General features: G+C 47.6%; 21 protein-coding genes. 13 read left to right on the top strand and 8 right to left on the bottom strand.

Annotated elements, in window-relative coordinates:
• Positions 1 to 164: 164 nt before the first annotated feature.
• The 8 genes from rpmH to A1sIIB142_RS06515 are packed head-to-tail and all read left to right on the top strand — an operon-like array spanning position 165 to position 4883.
• Positions 165 to 302 carry a 50S ribosomal protein L34 gene (rpmH, locus tag A1sIIB142_RS06550; protein ID WP_095675443.1) on the top strand — a complete coding sequence of 46 codons (138 nt, stop codon included), beginning with the start codon at positions 165 to 167 and terminating at the stop codon, positions 300 to 302.
• Positions 303 to 328: 26 nt separating this feature from the next.
• A complete protein-coding gene (gene rnpA / locus A1sIIB142_RS06545; RefSeq protein WP_095694104.1) occupies positions 329 to 685 on the top strand; it encodes a ribonuclease P protein component in 357 nt (118 codons plus the stop codon).
• On the top strand, positions 685 to 945 hold the full coding sequence (gene yidD, locus A1sIIB142_RS06540; protein ID WP_095694103.1) for a membrane protein insertion efficiency factor YidD: 261 nt from the start codon (positions 685 to 687) through the stop codon (positions 943 to 945). The genes rnpA and yidD overlap by 1 nt, the downstream gene beginning before the upstream one ends.
• Positions 945 to 1877 (top strand): membrane protein insertase YidC, encoded by a 933-nt coding sequence (gene yidC, locus A1sIIB142_RS06535; RefSeq protein ID WP_095675440.1) that lies wholly within the window; start codon positions 945 to 947, stop codon positions 1875 to 1877. The genes yidD and yidC overlap by 1 nt, the downstream gene beginning before the upstream one ends.
• 52 nt (positions 1878 to 1929) lie before the next feature.
• The gene (locus A1sIIB142_RS06530; protein WP_190283259.1) at positions 1930 to 2472 is read left to right on the top strand and encodes a Jag family protein; all 543 of its coding nucleotides are present in this window, start codon (positions 1930 to 1932) and stop codon (positions 2470 to 2472) included.
• Positions 2473 to 2484: 12 nt separating this feature from the next.
• On the top strand, positions 2485 to 3066 hold the full coding sequence (gene rsmG, locus A1sIIB142_RS06525) for a 16S rRNA (guanine(527)-N(7))-methyltransferase RsmG (RefSeq protein WP_095694102.1): 582 nt from the start codon (positions 2485 to 2487) through the stop codon (positions 3064 to 3066).
• A gap of 39 nt (positions 3067 to 3105) precedes the next feature.
• Entirely contained in the window at positions 3106 to 4014 is a 909-nt protein-coding gene (locus tag A1sIIB142_RS06520; RefSeq protein WP_095694101.1) for a ParA family protein, read from the top strand.
• Complete coding sequence (locus tag A1sIIB142_RS06515; RefSeq protein ID WP_095694100.1) at positions 4014 to 4883, top strand: ParB/RepB/Spo0J family partition protein; 870 nt, start codon at positions 4014 to 4016, stop codon at positions 4881 to 4883. The genes A1sIIB142_RS06520 and A1sIIB142_RS06515 overlap by 1 nt, the downstream gene beginning before the upstream one ends.
• Here A1sIIB142_RS06515 and A1sIIB142_RS06510 read toward each other — a convergent pair.
• The 7 genes from A1sIIB142_RS06510 to A1sIIB142_RS06480 are packed head-to-tail and all read right to left on the bottom strand — an operon-like array spanning position 4876 to position 11871.
• Complete coding sequence (locus A1sIIB142_RS06510) at positions 4876 to 6135, bottom strand: aminotransferase-like domain-containing protein (protein ID WP_095694099.1); 1260 nt, start codon at positions 6133 to 6135, stop codon at positions 4876 to 4878. The two genes, A1sIIB142_RS06515 and A1sIIB142_RS06510, sit on opposite strands and share 8 nt — an antisense overlap.
• Before the next feature lie 57 nt (positions 6136 to 6192).
• Positions 6193 to 7191, bottom strand: coding sequence for an N-acetylmuramoyl-L-alanine amidase (locus tag A1sIIB142_RS06505; RefSeq protein ID WP_095694098.1), 999 nt, complete (start codon positions 7189 to 7191; stop codon positions 6193 to 6195).
• 28 nt (positions 7192 to 7219) lie between these two features.
• Complete coding sequence (trxA, locus tag A1sIIB142_RS06500) at positions 7220 to 7543, bottom strand: thioredoxin (protein ID WP_095675434.1); 324 nt, start codon at positions 7541 to 7543, stop codon at positions 7220 to 7222.
• 52 nt (positions 7544 to 7595) lie between these two features.
• Positions 7596 to 8525, bottom strand: a complete 930-nt coding sequence (gene trxB, locus A1sIIB142_RS06495; RefSeq protein WP_095675433.1) for a thioredoxin-disulfide reductase — start codon at positions 8523 to 8525, stop codon at positions 7596 to 7598.
• A 27-nt stretch (positions 8526 to 8552) separates the two neighbouring features.
• Complete coding sequence (murJ, locus tag A1sIIB142_RS06490; RefSeq protein WP_095694097.1) at positions 8553 to 10187, bottom strand: murein biosynthesis integral membrane protein MurJ; 1635 nt, start codon at positions 10185 to 10187, stop codon at positions 8553 to 8555.
• A complete protein-coding gene (locus tag A1sIIB142_RS06485; RefSeq protein ID WP_095694096.1) occupies positions 10184 to 11278 on the bottom strand; it encodes a DUF6049 family protein in 1095 nt (364 codons plus the stop codon). The genes murJ and A1sIIB142_RS06485 overlap by 4 nt, the downstream gene beginning before the upstream one ends.
• Positions 11275 to 11871, bottom strand: coding sequence for an NUDIX hydrolase (locus tag A1sIIB142_RS06480; RefSeq protein WP_095675430.1), 597 nt, complete (start codon positions 11869 to 11871; stop codon positions 11275 to 11277). The genes A1sIIB142_RS06485 and A1sIIB142_RS06480 overlap by 4 nt, the downstream gene beginning before the upstream one ends.
• 2 nt (positions 11872 to 11873) lie before the next feature.
• Between A1sIIB142_RS06480 and A1sIIB142_RS06475 the strand changes: the two genes are divergently transcribed.
• A complete protein-coding gene (locus tag A1sIIB142_RS06475) occupies positions 11874 to 13352 on the top strand; it encodes a CCA tRNA nucleotidyltransferase (RefSeq protein WP_095694095.1) in 1479 nt (492 codons plus the stop codon).
• Here the strand turns inward: A1sIIB142_RS06475 and A1sIIB142_RS06470 are convergent.
• Positions 13336 to 14613: an MFS transporter gene (locus A1sIIB142_RS06470; protein WP_190283258.1), complete on the bottom strand. Its 1278-nt coding sequence runs from the start codon at positions 14611 to 14613 to the stop codon at positions 13336 to 13338. The two genes, A1sIIB142_RS06475 and A1sIIB142_RS06470, sit on opposite strands and share 17 nt — an antisense overlap.
• A 43-nt stretch (positions 14614 to 14656) precedes the next feature.
• Here A1sIIB142_RS06470 and A1sIIB142_RS06465 point away from each other — a divergent pair, with 43 nt between their 5' ends.
• The 4 genes from A1sIIB142_RS06465 to rpsF all read left to right on the top strand — a co-directional run bounded on the left by A1sIIB142_RS06465 (position 14657) and on the right by rpsF (position 18591).
• The gene (locus A1sIIB142_RS06465; protein WP_190279070.1) at positions 14657 to 15073 is read left to right on the top strand and encodes a DUF5318 family protein; all 417 of its coding nucleotides are present in this window, start codon (positions 14657 to 14659) and stop codon (positions 15071 to 15073) included.
• 26 nt (positions 15074 to 15099) lie between these two features.
• A complete protein-coding gene (locus A1sIIB142_RS06460) occupies positions 15100 to 17007 on the top strand; it encodes a transglycosylase domain-containing protein (RefSeq protein WP_095694094.1) in 1908 nt (635 codons plus the stop codon).
• A gap of 6 nt (positions 17008 to 17013) precedes the next feature.
• Complete coding sequence (locus A1sIIB142_RS06455) at positions 17014 to 18201, top strand: mannosyltransferase (protein ID WP_095694093.1); 1188 nt, start codon at positions 17014 to 17016, stop codon at positions 18199 to 18201.
• A 105-nt stretch (positions 18202 to 18306) separates the two neighbouring features.
• Positions 18307 to 18591, top strand: a complete 285-nt coding sequence (rpsF, locus tag A1sIIB142_RS06450) for a 30S ribosomal protein S6 (RefSeq protein WP_017955646.1) — start codon at positions 18307 to 18309, stop codon at positions 18589 to 18591.
• The last annotated feature ends 39 nt before the right edge of the window (positions 18592 to 18630 follow it).

The raw sequence follows: 18630 nt of genomic DNA, 5'->3' as shown, positions 1-18630 counted from the left end.
CTCATTGGCGGAAATAGCAAGCGGTTATCCACAATTATCAGAGCCTAGAAGGGGCAGATCGCTGGTTTGACCCGCGGCTATCCACACCCGTAACCTTGCCATCTTGCCTCCCCCGTATTTATGACCAGCTAGGGCTAAAGCGCCCTCAACATTTTGGAGTTCTCATGACAAAGCGCACCTTTCAGCCAAATACGCGTCGCCGCGCCAAGAAGCATGGCTTCCGCGCCCGCATGGCTACCCGCGCAGGACGCGCAGTTCTCTCTGCCCGCCGTGCCAAGGGCCGTATAAAGCTCTCTGCCTAAGGTTTAAGAGCGCAACGGATCTTATCGTGCTCCCAATAGATGCACGTTTAACTTCAAGCTCTGATTTCGCCCGAGCAACTAAAAGCGGAATCCGAGTTACTACAGAACACTTTGTTGGATATCTCCACATCTCACCTGTCACAAATAATGCATCGGCTAAATGTGGACTCATCATTAACAAAACTGTCGGCGGATCCGTCAAGCGTCACCGCCTTGCGCGCAAAGTTCGCCACGCGGTCTCACCTCATATTGTAGAACTCCCACTCGGATCACTTTTTGTTGTTCGCGCTCTTAAACAAAGCGATGATAAAAACGTGGCGTCAGAGATTTCTACCCTTATCCAAAAACTTATTGAGCGCTCTAAAAGAATTGAGGCGCGCTAATGAAGTTACTTCTTACCGCATTTACCCGCACCTACCAATTATTTTCTAGCGCATTCGCGCCACGATGCAAGTACTACCCATCATGTTCTAACTACGCCCTCACAGCGATTACTCGCCATGGGCTAAAAGGAATTGCGATGGCCTCATACCGAATCCTTCGCTGCAACCCGTGGTCACTCGGCGGCGTTGATTATGTAGATGAAGACCTTGATTGCGCAGATGCGAAAAAAGCCCATAAAACACTAGTAGGAGCTCGCTAATGGACTCAATTCTTAACCCACTCTATAGCATCGTCTCCGGTGTCATGGTGGCAATTCACCAAGCGGTTGCTCCCATATTTGGTAAAGACTCAGGTGTCACCTGGACTCTTTCCATCATAGGTCTGGTAATACTCATCCGAATTATTCTGATCCCACTTTTTGTGAAGCAGATTAAAAGCCAACGCGCAATGACTGCACTACAACCTCACATGAAAGAGATTCAAAAGAAGTTTAAGGACGACCGCCAGAAGCAATCAGAAGAGATGATGAAGCTCTATAAAGAGCACAAAACAAATCCACTCGCATCATGTTTTCCAATCATTGCCCAAGCACCAATTTTCTTCGCCCTCTTTACCGTTCTTAACGGAATCGCAGCAAAGACTGATGAAGGTGTAGCAGCCCCTATTGGACGCGGATTTCTTAAAGGTGAATTCCTAGACAGTGCGGCGCAAGCGACATTTTTCGGTGCCAAGATTTCACAGAGCTTCTTAGGCACTACCGACCTTAATGTTCGCATCGTCACTGTAATTTTAATTATCTTTATGTCAGCCACAACATTTACTACTCAACGCCAACTCATGGTTAAAGGCATGCCGAAGATGGATGCAAGTAACAATATGATGTTGCAGCAGCAAAAAATTATGTTGTATGCATTCCCAGTTATCTTTGCAGTCTCAGGAGTTAACTTCCCGGTGGGTGTATTGATCTACTGGTCGACGACAAACCTCTGGACTTGGGGACAGCAGTACTACGTCATCAAACGAAACCCAACACCGGGATCTCCGGCATATGAGGCGTTGGCAAAAAAGCGCGCGGAGAAAGAAAAGTTAGAGAATAAAACACAGAGCACTGAAATTGACCAGAACCAGGAGCAGGCTCCAGAAGTTCTGGGACAACGAAAACAACCAAAGAAGAAAAAGAAGAAGAAGTAACAAATCAGACAAATAGTATTAATAACGCTTAACCCGGACAAAGGATGAGAAGATGTCAGAGAGCACCGAAACAACAGTAGAAACTTTAGAAGCAACCGAAGACGTGGTTGGAGTAAAAGAAGAGCGCGCTCCAAAAAGTGCTGCCAAGCTTGAAGAAGAGGGCGATATCGCAGCCGACTACCTAGAAGGCCTACTGGATATTGCAGATCTCGATGGCGATATCGATATCGATGTGGAAAATGGTCGGGCAGCTCTTGCAATCGTGGGTGGCAAACTCAAACACCTGGTGGGAGCAGAAGGTGAAGTCCTTGATTCAATCCAAGAGCTCACCCGCCTAGCTGTGCAGACAGCAACCGGGGATCGCAGCCGACTTATGCTTGATATCGATGGATTTAGAGCAGGGCGCCGTAAAGAACTCACCGCCCTGGCGCAAGAGATGGCGGAGCAAGCAAAGACCACAGGTAGCTCAATCAAGCTAGACCCAATGAACGCCTTTGAGCGCAAAATCATCCACGACACAATCCAAACCTTAGGGCTGACCTCAGAGTCAGATGGTGAAGACCCAAACCGCTTCGTCGTTATCTACCCAGCGTAGATCTAGTTTCACGTGGAACAATCAGTAGAGGGGCTAGTCGGCCGCTACTTCCCAGAACGCCAGGAAGAGATCTGCGCCTTTGCGCAATTTCTGACCACCGCCGGAATTGAGCGAGGCCTGATTGGCCCCCGCGAAGGCGAGCGCATCTGGGAACGCCATATCTTTAACTGCCTACCGGTAACCCAGCTTCTGCCTCAGAACGTCTCCCTTTTTGATATTGGCTCCGGGGCAGGCTTGCCCGGCATAGTGATAGCCCTAGCTCGTCCTGATCTCAAAGTAACCCTGATCGAACCCCTTGAGCGCAGGGTTGAATTCCTAAAAGAGGCGACCGAGGGACTTGGGATTGAAGTGATCCGCGGGCGGGCCCAAGATGTGAAAAAGAGCGCCGAATACGTCACCGCCAGGGCTGTGGCCCCGTTAGAGAAGCTGAAGAAAATTAGCTGGCATATGGTCAAAACCGGGGGAGCCCTGCTTGCAATGAAGGGTGAATCTGCCGCCGCCGAGATGGTGGGGGTAAAGAACGCGGTGCTTCATGAGATTGAACTCGAAGGCATAGGCCTTGGGCGCATCGTCGAACTGCGCAAACCGAGCTAGGCGAAGGAGCTGCGGCGCCAGGAGTGGTTAGATTGGCCCATGCCCGGTGATGATTCACGTGAAACCCTCCCCAAAGTTGTTGGGGTCCGCCGGCTAAAAGAGGCGATGGCCAAACCCGCCTCCACCCGAATTTTCACCGTGGCAAATCAAAAAGGCGGGGTGGGCAAAACCACCACCACCGTCAATATTGCAGCCGCCCTTTCTATGGGGGGCTTGCGAGTACTTGTCATTGATCTAGACCCACAAGGAAATGCCTCAACAGCCCTGGGGGTAGAGCACCGCCAATCTGCCGGTGTCTATGAAGTGTTAATGGGTAGCGCGCAAATTTCAGAGGTCATTCAAAAGGTGGCAGGTTTTCCAGCACTTGATTGCCTTCCTTCAAATACATCACTTGCCAATGCTGAAATCAATTTAGTCTCCATGGTTGCCCGCGAACTACAACTCAAGGCTGCTATCGATGAAATTAGTGCAAATTATGATTACATCTTTATTGATTGCCCGCCGTCACTAGGTTTACTTACCATCAATGCATTTGCTGGGTCAAAAGAATTGCTCATCCCGATTCAAACCGAGTACTACGCACTAGAAGGTTTGTCACAACTTCTTGAGACCTACTCTGTTGTGAAGAAGAGATTAAACCCAACACTTAACCTTTCCACCATTGTTTTAACTATGTTTGATGGGCGCACACGTTTATCAAATGATGTTGCAGCAAATGTGCGATCTCATTTTCCTAATGAACTTATTGATATTCCTATTCCTCGTGCGGTGCGCGTTTCTGAGGCACCTTCATATAACCAGACAGTGATGACCTATGACCCGCTATCACCGGGTGCTATCGCCTATCTGCAAGTAGCCCGCGAAATTGCAGAACGCGGGAAAGCCAAAGATGATGTTGTCTTTGATTCAAATGTAGTCAGCATTAATTACAAAGGTGGAATTGCATAATGGCGATTAAGCGCGGCGGGCTTGGCACAAATCTTGATTCACTTATTCCCACCTCACTTACTGTGGCCGGAACTGAAGTTGCCCAACAAAACGAAGTGCCCATCAACCAAATTTCACCTAACCCACGTCAGCCTCGTACAGTCTTTGATGAGACGGCACTGAATGAATTAATTGCATCAATTAAATCAATCGGTATCTTGCAACCACCAGTAGTTCGCAAAGTTGCTGAGAATAAATATGAACTCGTAATGGGAGAGCGCCGTTACCGCGCTGCTAAAGCTGCTGGGCTCACATCCATTCCGGTCATTATTAGACAGACACCCGATAACGAATTACTTCGTGATGCACTGATTGAAAATATTCACCGCAGCAACCTCAACCCGCTAGAAGAAGGTGCGGCATATGCACAATTGCTTAGCGACTTCGGCTGCACCCACGATGAACTCGCACTCAAACTTGGTCGATCACGCCCACTGATTTCAAACACGATTCGCTTATTAAACCTTCCTGATTCAGTGCAACGCAAAGTTGCATCCGGGGTTCTTTCTGCCGGTCACGCGCGAGCACTGCTGGGCCTCACAGATGCTACTGAGATTGAAAAGCTTGCCTCCAGAATTGTGGCTGAGGGGCTAAGTGTTCGTTCTACTGAAGAAATTATCGCCACCATGAAACCAACAAGTAAGAGCGCTAAGAAATCTAGCGTTAAGGGAGTATCGGGTGCCGGCTTAGCTGCCGCCGAACTCTTAAGTGATTACCTTGATACCCGCGTGAGTGTGGAAAGTGGTAAAGGTAAAGGCAAGATTGTTATTGAATTTGCCGGTAATGAAGATCTACAACGTATTGTTGATCTCATTGAAGGTTCTAAGTAAGCGCGGTTCCTCTGCGACTCATCTCTTGCTTAATCACACCACCGAGTGCTTTCACACCCTCACGAATTCGCTCTGGTGTTGGATGGCAATAAGAAAGACGCATCGACCATGAACCAAGACCATCTGCATAAAAAGCGCTGCCTGGCACATAAGCAACCTTGGCCACAATCGCCTTCGGCATTAAAGCTTTAGTATCAATTTCAGCAGGCAAGTTAACCCACACATAAAAACCACCACCAGGCTTTGTCCATGTGGCCTCTGCTGGGAAATGTTGCTCTAGAGATTCCAGCATCGCATCGCGCCTGACCTTATAGAGCTCGCAGAAGCTAGCAATCTGATCGCGCCATGGCTGATCAGCTAAGTAACTAGAGATAGTGAGCTGGGTGAAGTTTGACGGACACAAAATTGAAGATTCAGATGAAATCACCAACTTATCTTTCAGTGATTGTGGCACAAGTGCCCAACCCACACGAAGCCCAGGAGCAATAGTCTTTGAAAAAGAGCCTAAGTAAATAACATTTTCAGAATCTTCAGCGCGCATTGCATTCGGGGAAGGCTTATCAAAACCTAATAGCCCGTAAGGGTTATCTTCCACAACAAAGATTTCTTCTTCACGGCAGATACTTAAGATCTCGGTGCGGCGATCGGCTGGCAGACAAACACCAGTGGGGTTTTGGTAATTTGGAATCAGATACAAGAACTTAATCTTGCGCCCAGTAGCACGCACGCTCTTAATTGCCGCACGCAATGAATCTGGAACAAGCCCGTCGTTATCCATTTCAACGTGAACTACTGAAGCTTGGTATTGACGGAAAGTTCCGAGGGCGCCGACATAAGAAGGAGCTTCAACGAGCACAACATCACCTGGATCGATAAAGATTCTAGAAATGAGATCAAGAGCTTGCTGGGAACCGGTAGTAACAACAACATCATCAGGGTTTGCGCGAATTCCTTCAAGTGCCATCACATCGCAAATCTGTTCCCGAAGTTTTGGATGTCCCTGGCCACTTCCATATTGCAGTGCTTCCGAACCATTGGTGAGAATGAGTTCCTTGACTACCCCGGCAATCATCTCCATCGGAAGGGCAGACAGATTTGGCATTCCACCCGCGAGTGAAACAATTTCCGGGCGAGATGCAACTGCAAAAAGTGAACGAATCTCTGAAGGCAGCATCTCGGCAGCGCGCGCAGCAAATCTCTTCTCGAGATTCTGTGGGGCACCGGTTTGGTAGCGGATAGAGATGTCAGACATAAGGAGAAGTCTCCCATAGGTCAAGCGATGCTAGCGAATGAATATCCTCTTCATTAATCAGCGAAGACCTGCGCTACGTAGGTCTGATATTCGCAAGGTTCCAGTTTTTGCATCATCTTCGGCCGCTAAATAAAGGCGCTGAATCGCAATAATGAAGCTTTCAGCAATGGTGTCTCTAAATTCGGCTCGGGCTAAACGGGCAGCATCTGCGCTATTTGAGATATATCCAAGATCCACACGAACCGCAGGTGCGGTGATTAGGCGAAGTGAATCCCATGTCTTTGCATGGGTGCGGCAATTCAGGAAATCAGTACGTGCACAGAGTTCGCGCTGCACTAAGGATGCAAATCTTTCACCCACAATTGAGTGCACACCATGTTGGTCATTGCCATAGAAAAATGTTGCCACACCATGTGCTTCAGAGTTTTTGTGCTGGTCGATGTGAAATGAAATCATCAGATCAGCCTTATTTTTATTGGTAAATGAAATCCGCTCTTCTTCACTGGGGTTGTTATTAGCACCGCGTGTGAGAAAAACAGATGCACCCAGTGCTAATAGACGTCCCTCTAACCGCTGTGCGATATCAAAGACAATATCTCTCTCATGTTCTTCTGAACTTGGATCAATCACAATCACTTTATTAGCCAAAGCAGGCCCACGATTTTTCTGCAGCGCACTTTCACGAAGAGCAGCGGGTGCACCACCTGAAACAATTTTTGTCAGGCGAAGCATTGCGATAATTGTTGCTGGACCACACTTACCATCAATTGCAACACCGACAGACTTTTGGAATTCCTTAACCGCACTTTCGGTCATAGCTCCGTAAATTCCATCAACTCGTCCGCAGTGAAAACCCATCTCAGTCAGACGCGATTGCAGAGCCGCCACATCATCACCGTGCATCAATGGCGGCTTTTGTAGATAGAGCGAGCGATCGCCTAACTTCCACCGAGCCTCTTCTAGCGCGCGAAGCGTTTGTTCGTTGAGCTCACCAGTGATGTGAAGACCACGCTCTTGCTGAAAAGAGCGAATGTCATCGGCCGACATCTCTTTCATAGCAAGACTCTTCCTAAAAGTAAGTTAATTAAATGAAACCTTCGAGCTCTTTCAGAAGAGCAGGCTTTGGCTTTGCACCAATGATTGTCTTTACTACTTCACCATTGACATAAACATTGAGCATTGGAATAGAGGTCACGCCATATTTGATAGCGATGGCAGATTCTTCATCGGTATTGAGCTTTACAATCTTTAACTTATCACCGTGTTCTGCAGCGATATCATCAAGAATCGGAGCGATTGCGCGGCATGGACCACACCATTCGGCCCAGAAATCAACGAGCACTGGCGTGCTGCTCTTAAGTACAACCTCATCGAAATTGGCTGCTGTGACTTTGATCGGTGCACTCATCTTTACTCCTATTTTCTATCTAGCTCTTGTAATTCTATAGCGGTTGAGGTTACTAGTGGGATAAAAACTTTTCAGCATCAAGAGCTGCCTGACAACCCGAGCCCGCCGCTGTGATGGCTTGTCGGTAGGTGTGATCGACCAGATCACCACAGGCAAAGACTCCAGCGAGGTTTGTGCGGGTAGAGCGGCCTTCGACTTTCACATAACCCTCGTTATCAAGTGTCACAGAAGATGTAACAAGCTCAGAGCGCGGAATATGCCCGATGGCAACAAATAATCCAGTGAAGTTACGCTTACTTACTTCTCCAGTTTTGGTATTGCGAAGCTCGAGGGCTTCAACTTTCTGCTCACCTAGAACATCAATGACTTCGGTATCCCACAACAATTCGATTTTAGGATTAGCAAATGCGCGCTCCTGCATAATCTTAGAGGCGCGGAGTTCACCACGGCGGTGAATCAATACAACTTTGCTTGCAAACTTTGTAAGAAATGTTGCCTCTTCAAGTGCGGAGTCGCCACCACCAACAACAGCAATCTCTTGATCTCGAAAGAAGAAGCCATCACACGTGGCACACCATGAAACACCACGTCCCGATAAACGCTTCTCGTTCTCTAAACCGATTTCTCTATATGCCGAACCCATCGCAAGGATTACTGAACGGGCGCGAACAACATTTCCTGACCCATCTTTAATAATCTTGATATCACCAGTCAGGTCCATTTCAACAACATCATCGGTAATCAGTTCAGTACCAAAACGCTTTGACTGCTTACGCATGTTATCCATGAGATCTGGTCCCATGATTCCGTCAATAAAACCAGGAAAGTTTTCAACTTCAGTTGTATTCATGAGCGCACCGCCGGCGGTGACAGAACCTTCATACATTAAAGGATTTAATTGAGCGCGCGCGGCATAGATAGCAGCGGTGTAACCAGCTGGCCCAGATCCAACAATGACAACCTCGCGAATATCTGTGCTCATAGGGTGAGAATATCGCGTTTAGCAGAATTACTTATCGCGACGCCGGCGCAGGGTAGCGGTGACGAACCCTCTAAGCCCTGAGACTTCACTCACTTTCAGAGCTCTGGCAATAAAGAGATAGGCAACACCACTTCCCGCAAGAATAAAGAGCAATCGAATAGCACGAAGGGCAAGGGAGGCATCGTCATAAGCCCAATCGAAATAGAAAGCGATTGCAAAAAATGGAAGCATTCCCACAAAGGATGCAATTAACAGAAGCCCATGTTGAGCGGCAAAATCACCGACTTGTAACCGCCCGATATGTTTCTTCAATAAAGAGATAGTAATAAAAAGCCCAACGATGTAGCTGACTGAAAACGCTATACCCAGACCCACTGTCACCCAATAACTATCTAAGGTTTCTAGGAATACATAAGATAAAGCAACCGAGATGATGTTGATAATCAAGATAGATAAAACCTGCGTTTTGGTATCTTCAAATGCGTTAAAGCCACGAATCAAAATTAAGTTGATTGAAAAAGCTACCAGACCAATACTGAGCGCCGAAAGAACAAAACCAATGTAACGGGCATCTTCTAGCGAAATTCCTAAATAGAGAGATTGGGTCATCAGCGGGCCAAAGAGAAGTAGCGCAACAGCGCTAGGCACGGTAACAACTGCCACCATTCGAATTGCACGAATAAGCTGCTTGCGCACCTCTTCCACATCCTTAGCTATGGCAAGTCGTGATAAATGAGGAAGTAGCGCTGTCACAATTGAAATTGTGACGATCGAATATGGCAAGAGCATGATGTAGTAAGCGCTAGTAAATGGAGTAAAACCAACACCTGTTGTTATTCCAGCTTGGGCACTTCGCACCGCGGCACTTGTCGCAACATTTACTGTGACCAAATAACCGAGTTGAGAGATAAGCACGTAGATCAAAGTCCACCCGGCTAGACCGAAAGATTTACCGAGCCCGCCAAGACCAAACATGGGGCGGATGTGTATTCCAGAGCGCTTGACTACTGGAATCAAAATAAGTGCTTGCACAACAACACCCAGTGTCGTGCCCCAACCCAGAATCTGTACTTGCAGATCTGTAATTGTGCCCAGTGCTAGTGAGCGTTCAGTGATAAGAACGGCGGCAAAAACAACGATCACAACAAGGTTATTTGCAATCGGCGCCCACATTAGTGGCGCGAATGAACCACGGGCGTTTGCAACCTGACCGAGCATTGTAAAGAGACCAAGAAAGAAAATTTGTGGCAAGCAATAACGAGTGAAGGCAACTGCAATCTCTTGCTCAGTTTCAAAGCCAGGAGTAGAAAATTCAGGGGCATATAAGCGAACAAGTGCTGGAGCAAAAATAACTCCCACTGCAACAAGTACGAGGAGAATAAGAGAAATAGTTGTGACAAGCCTGGAAGCAAAACCATGGCCACCATCGTGATCTTCAAAAGATCTCACCAGCTGAGGAACAAAGATCGCGGTGAGTGCGCCACCAACAAGCAAGTTATACAAAATGTTAGGCATTGTATTTGCAACGTTAAAGGTGTCAGCTAAAAGTGCGGTACCCAGTACCGCGACAGCAAGCAGTGCGCGAACAAAACCGGTAATTCGGGAAAGTATTGTCCCTATCGCCATGATTCCAGAGGCGCGAAAGAGTTCGTTATTTTTCATCTACGACTCTTTCGTACTCTTCGAACTGATTGCGTAATTGCACCTAAGAACAATAGAACTGCAGCAGCCGTTGTAAACCACGCAACACGGGAATCTATGATCGTTGCGCTCAAGGCTAGCTCAGATTGCTCACCCACTAACTGCCCTTCACTATTCATAAATTGGGCATTCACAAGGACGGAGCCCGGAGCAATGACATTTACTTCCAGGGTTAATTGCTGCCTCGATTTTGCAGCTAACTGGATGTTATTTACATTCTCAATTGTGATACGTGAGTTCAGCGGAATAAGAGAAAGATTTACAACAGTTGGTGTGTCAAAACTATTTACCAAAGTCACCGGCAACTTAGCGGTAGTAGAAGTGAGTTGATATCGACCTGGAATTACGCGCAGCTTGGCAGTCATCGCCTGAACCGCACGCGTTGCTGAGTAAGAGAAAAAGACGCGTTCACTCTCATCAAGTGCTGGATTCATTACCGTGCCAAGTCGCGCCCGAAGAGCTGTGATCTCAGGGGCGGTTGAGATTGTAGAAAGTCCAGTGAGCATCCTGCGGTTCTCTGTATACAGGGCCCTAAATGGAGAACTAAGGCGCGATGCCCCTTTGCTCCACCCATTTTCGGCAATAACAGGCCGACCTAATTGAAGTTCTAATCGCTGCTTTCCAAATAGCGAGTAGAAACGTAACTCACTTGGCGCTAATCGCTTTGCAAGAGATTGATCTGGGTTGCCATACGGCAGTGCGATAACTGAATTATTAAGCGTCGTAAACTTCAAGGCAAATAACCAACTCTGCGCAGCTAACTGTCCTTCTTTATCTTCTTCGCCCGCAATCGAATAACCATCTGCCATATCTGCGATCTCATCGATAAGAGCTGGGTCTATCACCCATGTTTTTCGCGAGTTCGCTGGGTTATAGACAATTTTACCCAACTTACCTTCGGGTGTAATCAGAGTTGCTAATTCATTATTGCGAAATTCGCCCTCGAAATCCTTATGAGGTTTATCAGTAATTCTTACAACTGAAGTTGCAGCATCTGCAGGTGTCACACCAAAGGCAATGAATGCCAACAGAACTATTGCTACCTTCTTCATAGCGCAGACATTTCTTGCGCGGCATTTGTTCGCGCGATTAATTTCTTCTCGTCAGGATAAGCAAGGCGTTCCACGATTTCAGCAAGCGGGAACCATGCAACCTCATCTACTTCACTTTCTTGCGCCGCCAGTACCCCACCATTTTCTCGGAATAAATAATGATGAACAGTTTTATGAATTCTCTTCCCACCTGCCATAAACCAGAAATCGATTACACCTAAAGATTTTTCAATAACAGAGACGATGCCGGTCTCCTCTTGCACTTCGCGCAAGGCCGCTTCTTCCGGAGTTTCACCCTCTTCAATATGCCCCTTAGGCAGTGACCAGAGAATTCGCTTGCCGGTCGTATCTTTAAGATCGCGACGGCCGATAAGCAGGCCAAGTTTTCCGCTGGCATCAACGACAAGTCCACCGGCGCTGACTTCATCTACTCGTTTGGCGTAAACAACTTTCGCCGGTGCTTTTTTTGCGCGCTCTGCATTAGGGGCGGTGGGGGTCGTTACATCTTGAGATTGTGGGGAGCGATGAGCTGGGCGCTTGCGCCTACGCTTTTTCTTCGTACCTTCGCTGCCCGCACCAGGTGCCGGGGTCATAGATGAAGAGTACGCGACTACCCTTATCTATTGTGAGCGCAGAGAAGAGCAATTTTGGGGCAGCCGCCGAGTTGGCTATCCGCTCCCTCATCGCTAACGCGCCAGCGGCATCATCACTTGCCCAAGCTTTCACCGCCAGTGGTTTTCGCCTTGCACTCGTGGGTGGCCCTGTGCGCGATGCAATCTTGGGTCGACTTGGAAATGATTTAGATTTCACAACAGATGCGCATCCACATGAGACAAAGAAAATTCTTAAAGCATGGGCAGATAACATCTGGGATACCGGAATTCTCTTTGGCACAGTTGCAGCCAAACTCGGTGATGTTACTGTTGAAGTTACTACATATCGATCAGAGAAGTACGAAGAGAATTCTCGTAATCCAGATGTCGAATTTGGTGACAACATTGAAGGAGATCTCTCCAGACGAGATTTCACTGTTAACTCCATGGCGCTAGAGCTCACAGGAACCGAACCAGAATTTATCGACCCATTCGGTGGGCTGGAAGATTTAGCGAAGAAAGTTTTAAGAACACCAGCAAGTGCCGAACAATCATTTTCTGATGATCCACTTCGCATGATGCGTGCTGCTCGTTTTGCAAGCCAACTTAACTTTGCAATTGATCCAGAAGTCACTGCAGCAATGACAGCGATGGCTTCTCGCATCTCGATTATTTCGGCTGAGCGCGTGCGCGATGAGTTTATAAAAATGCTGATGTCAGAAAACCCACGACTTGGAATTACTATTTTGGTAGATACTGGTCTTGCTGATCTTGTCTTGCCAGAGATTCCTAAGCTGCGTCTGGAAATAGATGAGCACCATCACCATAAAGATGTGTATGAACATTCCATTACCGTTCTAGAGCAAGCTATCGCGCAAGAAGACAGACTGGGCGGCCCTAACCTAGTTATTCGCCTAGCAGCGCTTTTGCACGACATTGGAAAACCAAAGACTCGTAACCTTATTGAAGGCGGCGGAGTTTCATTTCATCACCATGAAGTAGTTGGAGCCCGGCTAGCAAAGGCGCGCATGAAGGCGCTCCGCTTTGATAATGAGACAGTCGATGCCGTTGAAACCCTCACCGCTTTGCATCTGCGTTTTCACGGTTATGGCGATGGCGAATGGACAGATTCTGCGGTGCGCCGTTACGTGCGCGATGCTGGTGAATTACTCACACATTTACATGTATTAACTCGCGCCGATTGCACTACTCGCAATGCAAAGAAGGCAGAACGACTAGCTCGAACATATGACGGCCTTGAGGCGCGCATTGCAAAACTGGAAGAGGAAGAAGAGTTATCAAAGATTCGCCCAGATTTAGATGGCGCGCAAGTAATGCAACTACTTGATCTCAAACCTTCAGCTGATGTTGGCAAGGCCCTTGATTTCCTGATGGAGCTACGCATGGAACATGGTCCGCTGGGCGAAGAACGTGCAACGCAAGAGTTATTACAGTGGTGGAAAGCTAGGCGTCATCCTTAAGAAAGAATTTTTCTGGGCGTAGCAATACTGTGGCAACAAGTACCCAGGAGATTGAAACGATAAGTGGCAACAACCATGAATCACCACTAATGGGCAAGATCCAGGCGGCAAAGAGGGCGCCGGTAACAATTGCTGAATTAACAACAACGTCATAGACCGAAAAGACTCGACCACGGAAGTAATCATCAATCTTTGATTGCACCAGGGCATCATTTGTTACTTTCAAACTTTGACCGCACATGGCAGCAAAAAATGCGGTAGCCCCAAGCAGAATTGGGGTGCGATCTATAACAAGTAAGAGCGAACCAAAACTTGCGGCAAAGATAGATAAGCGAATCCAACGATGGCGTCCAACTTTTCGCACGCCGTAAGGAGCGGCAAGTGCCCCAATAACAAAGCCGGTAGCTGCAATAGATAAGGTGACACTTAATCCGGTAAGACCAGCCTCACTGTCGGCCGGATCATTAAAGGTATTTCTCTCTAGTAATAGCGCGGTCAGCGTAAGGGCGGTCAGACCTCCGCGGTGAATTGCCGTTGCTGCAATTCCGCGAGCAGCATCGGCGTGCTCTTGTAGGAATTGAAAACCTTCGCGCATTTCAATAAGACCTTGGGTAAAGCTTCCTTTAACAATTTCATGTGGGCGTGGCCCGATTTCAGTCTTTCCCAACAAAGATGTGAGCAGTGCAGCAATCAGATACCCGAGAGAAGCTGCAAGTATTAGTACAGCGTCTGCGTTATCGGCGCTCCCGGAAAGATCAAGAAGCTGGCGAATACCTAAGCCAATACCCCCGCCAATAACAACCCAGACTGAACCACCGGTGACAGCGAGAGCGTTAGCGGAAATAAGTTCTTTTGGTGTTGTCATCAGTGGTATTCCGGCAGATAGCCCGGCAAGAATTAATCTATTAACACCGAATGCAATCAAGACGAAGACAGTAATTTCTAGCCCAGTTCTTCCATTAAAGATTAAGAGTGCGATAACTACAAGCGTGAGCGACCTAGTGAGGTTAGCGAAAAATATCGCTCGTTGGCGAGAGAATCTATCGAGCAGAGTTCCAACAAATGGACCCACAATTGAATAGGGCAGCAGCACAACAGCAAATGCCACCGCCGCATTCACCGCACTTGCCTGACGTTCAGGAGAAAAGAGAATAAAAGAGGCAAGCGCGCTTTGAAAAATACCATCAGTGATCTGCCCAGACCAACGGATTCGCAGCAAGCGAAAGAGTTTCCGATCTCTGAGCAATTGCCACAAAGTCATAGGAGAAGCGTAGTTAGGTAAAGGGGTTTATTCTTCTCCTATTATGCAGACTCGACGAGGGTTCATCGACTATTCACTTGATAAGCGTGCCACCCTGCTCGCTCTCTTTCGTGGTGTAGTCGACGCGTGTGATGCTGACCCATATCTGATGCGAGCAGCTAAATATCACGGTGAGAAAACTGAGCGCAAATGCCCAGTGTGTAAGAAAGATGGACTGGTAGAACTGCGTTACACATTCGGGGATCAACTTGGGCAATTCTCTGGCCGTATAAAAAATGGAGCTGAACTTGCAGAGATGGAGAAAGAATTCGGAGAGTTCTCTGTGTATGTCGTTGAGGTCTGTCGTGAATGTTCCTGGAATCACTTGTGCTCTACATACTTACTAGGCGATGGCCGCGAGCGTAAAGCTCCACGTCGCCAGCGCACACTCGAGGATGAAGACTTCGCTTCACTGAAGTAGACATATTTACCCAGTAATCTAGCCAAATGATTAAAACCAAATTGATCCGAGCCGGAATCTTCCTGGCAGGCTTTGGTTTTATTGCGGGTGCAACCCTCTTCGCATTTGCCTGGTTTACCGTTTCGATTCCCGACCCCAACGCCTATGTAAATAGTCAATCCACCGTCATCCAATATTCAAATGGTTCTGAAATTGGTCGCGTTGGAACTCAGAACAGACAAATTTTGCCGCTTGCAAAAATTCCACTTCGTCTGCGTTATGCAGTGATGGCGGCAGAAGATCGTAACTTTTATGCCAATCGCGCCTTTAGTCCAACTGGCATCGCACGAGCGCTTCTAAATAACCTCAGATCAGGAGATCTCACCGGAGAAGGTGGCTCAACAATCACGCAGCAATATGCAAAGACCGCATTTTTATCACCAAGTCGCACAATCCAAAGAAAAATAAAAGAACTTGTTATCTCACTTAAGTTAGAAAATGCGCTCTCGAAAGATCAGATTTTAGAGAACTATCTCAACACCATTTATTTTGGTCGCGGTTCATACGGCGTGCAGACTGCGGCTCAGCAATACTTCAATCGCAACGCTCATCAACTCAGCATTTCACAATCTGCGGTCATCGCAAGTATCTTGCGATCTCCTGGTTATTACGATCCTTCGCTCTCTAAAGAAAACGCAGTCCGACTTGAAAATAGATTTGCTTATGTCATTCAAGGAATGCTCGACAAGAAGTGGATTACTGAAGCCGAGGCAAAGGATGCCAAGTTCCCGCGAGTGGCACCACGTACAACATCTGGACAATTAAGCGGTCCCAAGGGTTACATCATTGATGCGGTACAGAAAGAGCTCAGCAAACTCGGATTTACCCAAGACCAGCTACTTGTTGGCGGTTATGTAATTAAGACAACGCTCGATCAACGCGCACAACAAGCTGCAGTTGATGCGGTAAATAAATTCACACCTGCTGACGCTCCGGAAAACCTGCACACCGCACTTGTTGCCATTCGCCCCGGCACCGGCGAAGTCATAGCGATGTATGGTGGAAAAGATTATGTAGTTCGACAATTAAACGATGCCACCCAGTCCATTGCCTTAGCCGGCTCTACCTTTAAGCCCTTTGCCCTCATTGCCAGCCTAGAAGCTGGAATTCCGATGACATCTATGTGGAATGGTGATTCACCACAGACTTTTGATGATCTAGGAAGACCATATGAAGTTTCTAATTATGGAAATGAAGGGTGGGGTCAGGTAGATCTGCTCACCGCAACACAACACTCCATCAACACCGTATTTGTTCCGCTAGGAATGAAAGCTGGCATGGATAAAGTTGTTGATGCAGCTAGACGTGCTGGAATTCCAGAAAATGTTGCGATGATTGCAACCCCATCTGTTGCCTTAGGTGTTGCAAGCCCGCACGTGATCGATGTAGCAAACTCCTATGCCACATTTGCCGCCCAAGGTGTGTATTCAAAGCCTTATATGGTGGCATCTGTCACTGGCTCAAATAAAGGCTTGCTCTATCAAGGCAAAGCCCAAACACAAGAAGTATTTTCTAAAGAAGTGATGGCAGATCTCACTTACGCACTTAAGAGTGTGGTCAATGGCGGAACCGGATCGGCAGCCCTTGGTTTGGGTCGCCCGGCTGCTGGAAAAACTGGAACATCGCAATCAAATGCGTCAGCGTGGTTTAGCGCATACACACCACAACTAGCGGCATCCGTTGCCCTCTTTCGCGATAGCGCATCTGAATCACTCAATGGAATTGGCGGCCTCACATCTGTGACAGGTGGAACATTCCCGGCAAGAATCTGGACCTATTTTATGAAGGGCGCTTTGAAAGATGAGCCCATCATGAGTTTTCCAGCACCTGCAAATATTGGCGGCCTTGAACCTGTCGTGATGACAAGTGGCGGCGTTCAAACAAGAAAGAAGTAATACCTAATGCGCGTTGGAATTCGCGTCGTTCTACTTCTTGCAGTTCTTTCTTCGCTAGTAAGTTTTGCCAAGTTCAATTACTGCAGCAGCGAAGGCTGGCAATCACCAGGACAGTATGTTCATGCATGCTATTCAGATATTCCAGCCCTGTATGGCGAACGTGAATTAGATCAAGGCAGATGGGCTTATTCCAGTGCCGAGAACGCTGTTGAGTACCCCGTTGTTCAGGGCGCAATCATGTGGGTTACGGCAAAGCTTATTCCGCAAGGAGTAACTAATTACTTCCACATCAACATACTTCTCTTAGCGCTGCTCTTTCTCTTTATTTCTTTCATCACATTTAAGATCAAACCCGAATTTGCATATTTACTTCCGCTAGCACCGGCTGCAGTGGCCTCGCTCTATATCAACTGGGATCTCTGGGCGATAGCAACGATGTTAGCTGCGATATATTTCTTCGATAAGAAGGCCGAGATACCAAGTGCGATACTTCTTGGAATTTCGATCTCAACAAAGTTTCTCCCCATCTTCTTACTCATCCCCATCGCGCTTATCTTCTTTCGCCGAGAAAAGATTGCAAAGTTTGCGCAATATTTCCTCATCACCGTTGTCACATTCATTGCAATCAACGCACCGGTATTTCTCACAACACCACAAGGGTGGTGGCGCTTTTATTCACTTAACCTCAACCGCGGATCTGACTGGGGTTCGATTTGGTATGCGCTCTCTAACTTAGGTCTTAACCTCACCCACCAAAATTATTTATCTGTTCTCTGTTTACTCATCGGAATTACCGCACTCATCATCTATTTACTCCAACTCACTAAACCACCCACCCTTGCCCACACAGCGATCTTTATCTTCATCATCGTGATGGCGGTGAGCAAGGTCTATTCACCGCAGTATGTTCTCTGGTTAACGCCCCTTGCCGTGATTGCACTTATCGATAAGAAAGATTTGGCCGTGTTCTTCTTCTGGCAAGGCTGTGAACTTCTTTATCACTTCGCAATCTGGCAACACCTTGCCTCTGTTACCGGTGCAAAATTCGGTCTACCGGTTGTGGCATATTCAGTCATTACCCTGGTCCGGATTGGAGCCTCGATTCTCCTGCTGGCCCGCCTAGCCGCCCGCCATCAAAAATCCCGCGTATTTCCGAGCGAATTTCTCTTATCAACAGGCGAGAGTTACCCTTAGCGTCCTGAATTACACAATCCTTCGGAGCGTGTTCTTCAGGAGTATTAACCCTCCTGTCACGGAAATGCCGTGGCCGTCTTAGTCCAAAGGAGGTCGGGTTAACGCATGCGTCACTATGAATTAATGGTCATTCTCGATCCAGAACTCGAAGAACGTACAGTCACACCATCACTTGAGACATATCTCAAGATCATCAAAGACAGCGGAGGCCGCGTCGACAAGCTCGATGTTTGGGGCAAGCGCCGTATGTCATTTGAAATCAATAAGAAGCCAGAAGGCATTTACGCAGTTGTAGATATGCACTGCGAGCCTGCGGCAATCAAAGAGTTAGATCGTCAGCTGAACCTGAACGAATCTGTCTTACGCACAAAGGTAATACGCCCCGAGTAATCAACAGCTGCCGCGTTTCGCGCGGTAGTTGTCACCTAT

The organism is Candidatus Planktophila versatilis (assembly GCF_002288345.1).
GTDB lineage: Bacteria > Actinomycetota > Actinomycetes > Nanopelagicales > Nanopelagicaceae > Planktophila > Planktophila versatilis_A.
Note: the sequence above shows the minus strand (reverse complement) of the source record. Positions and strands in the feature narration are given on the sequence as shown.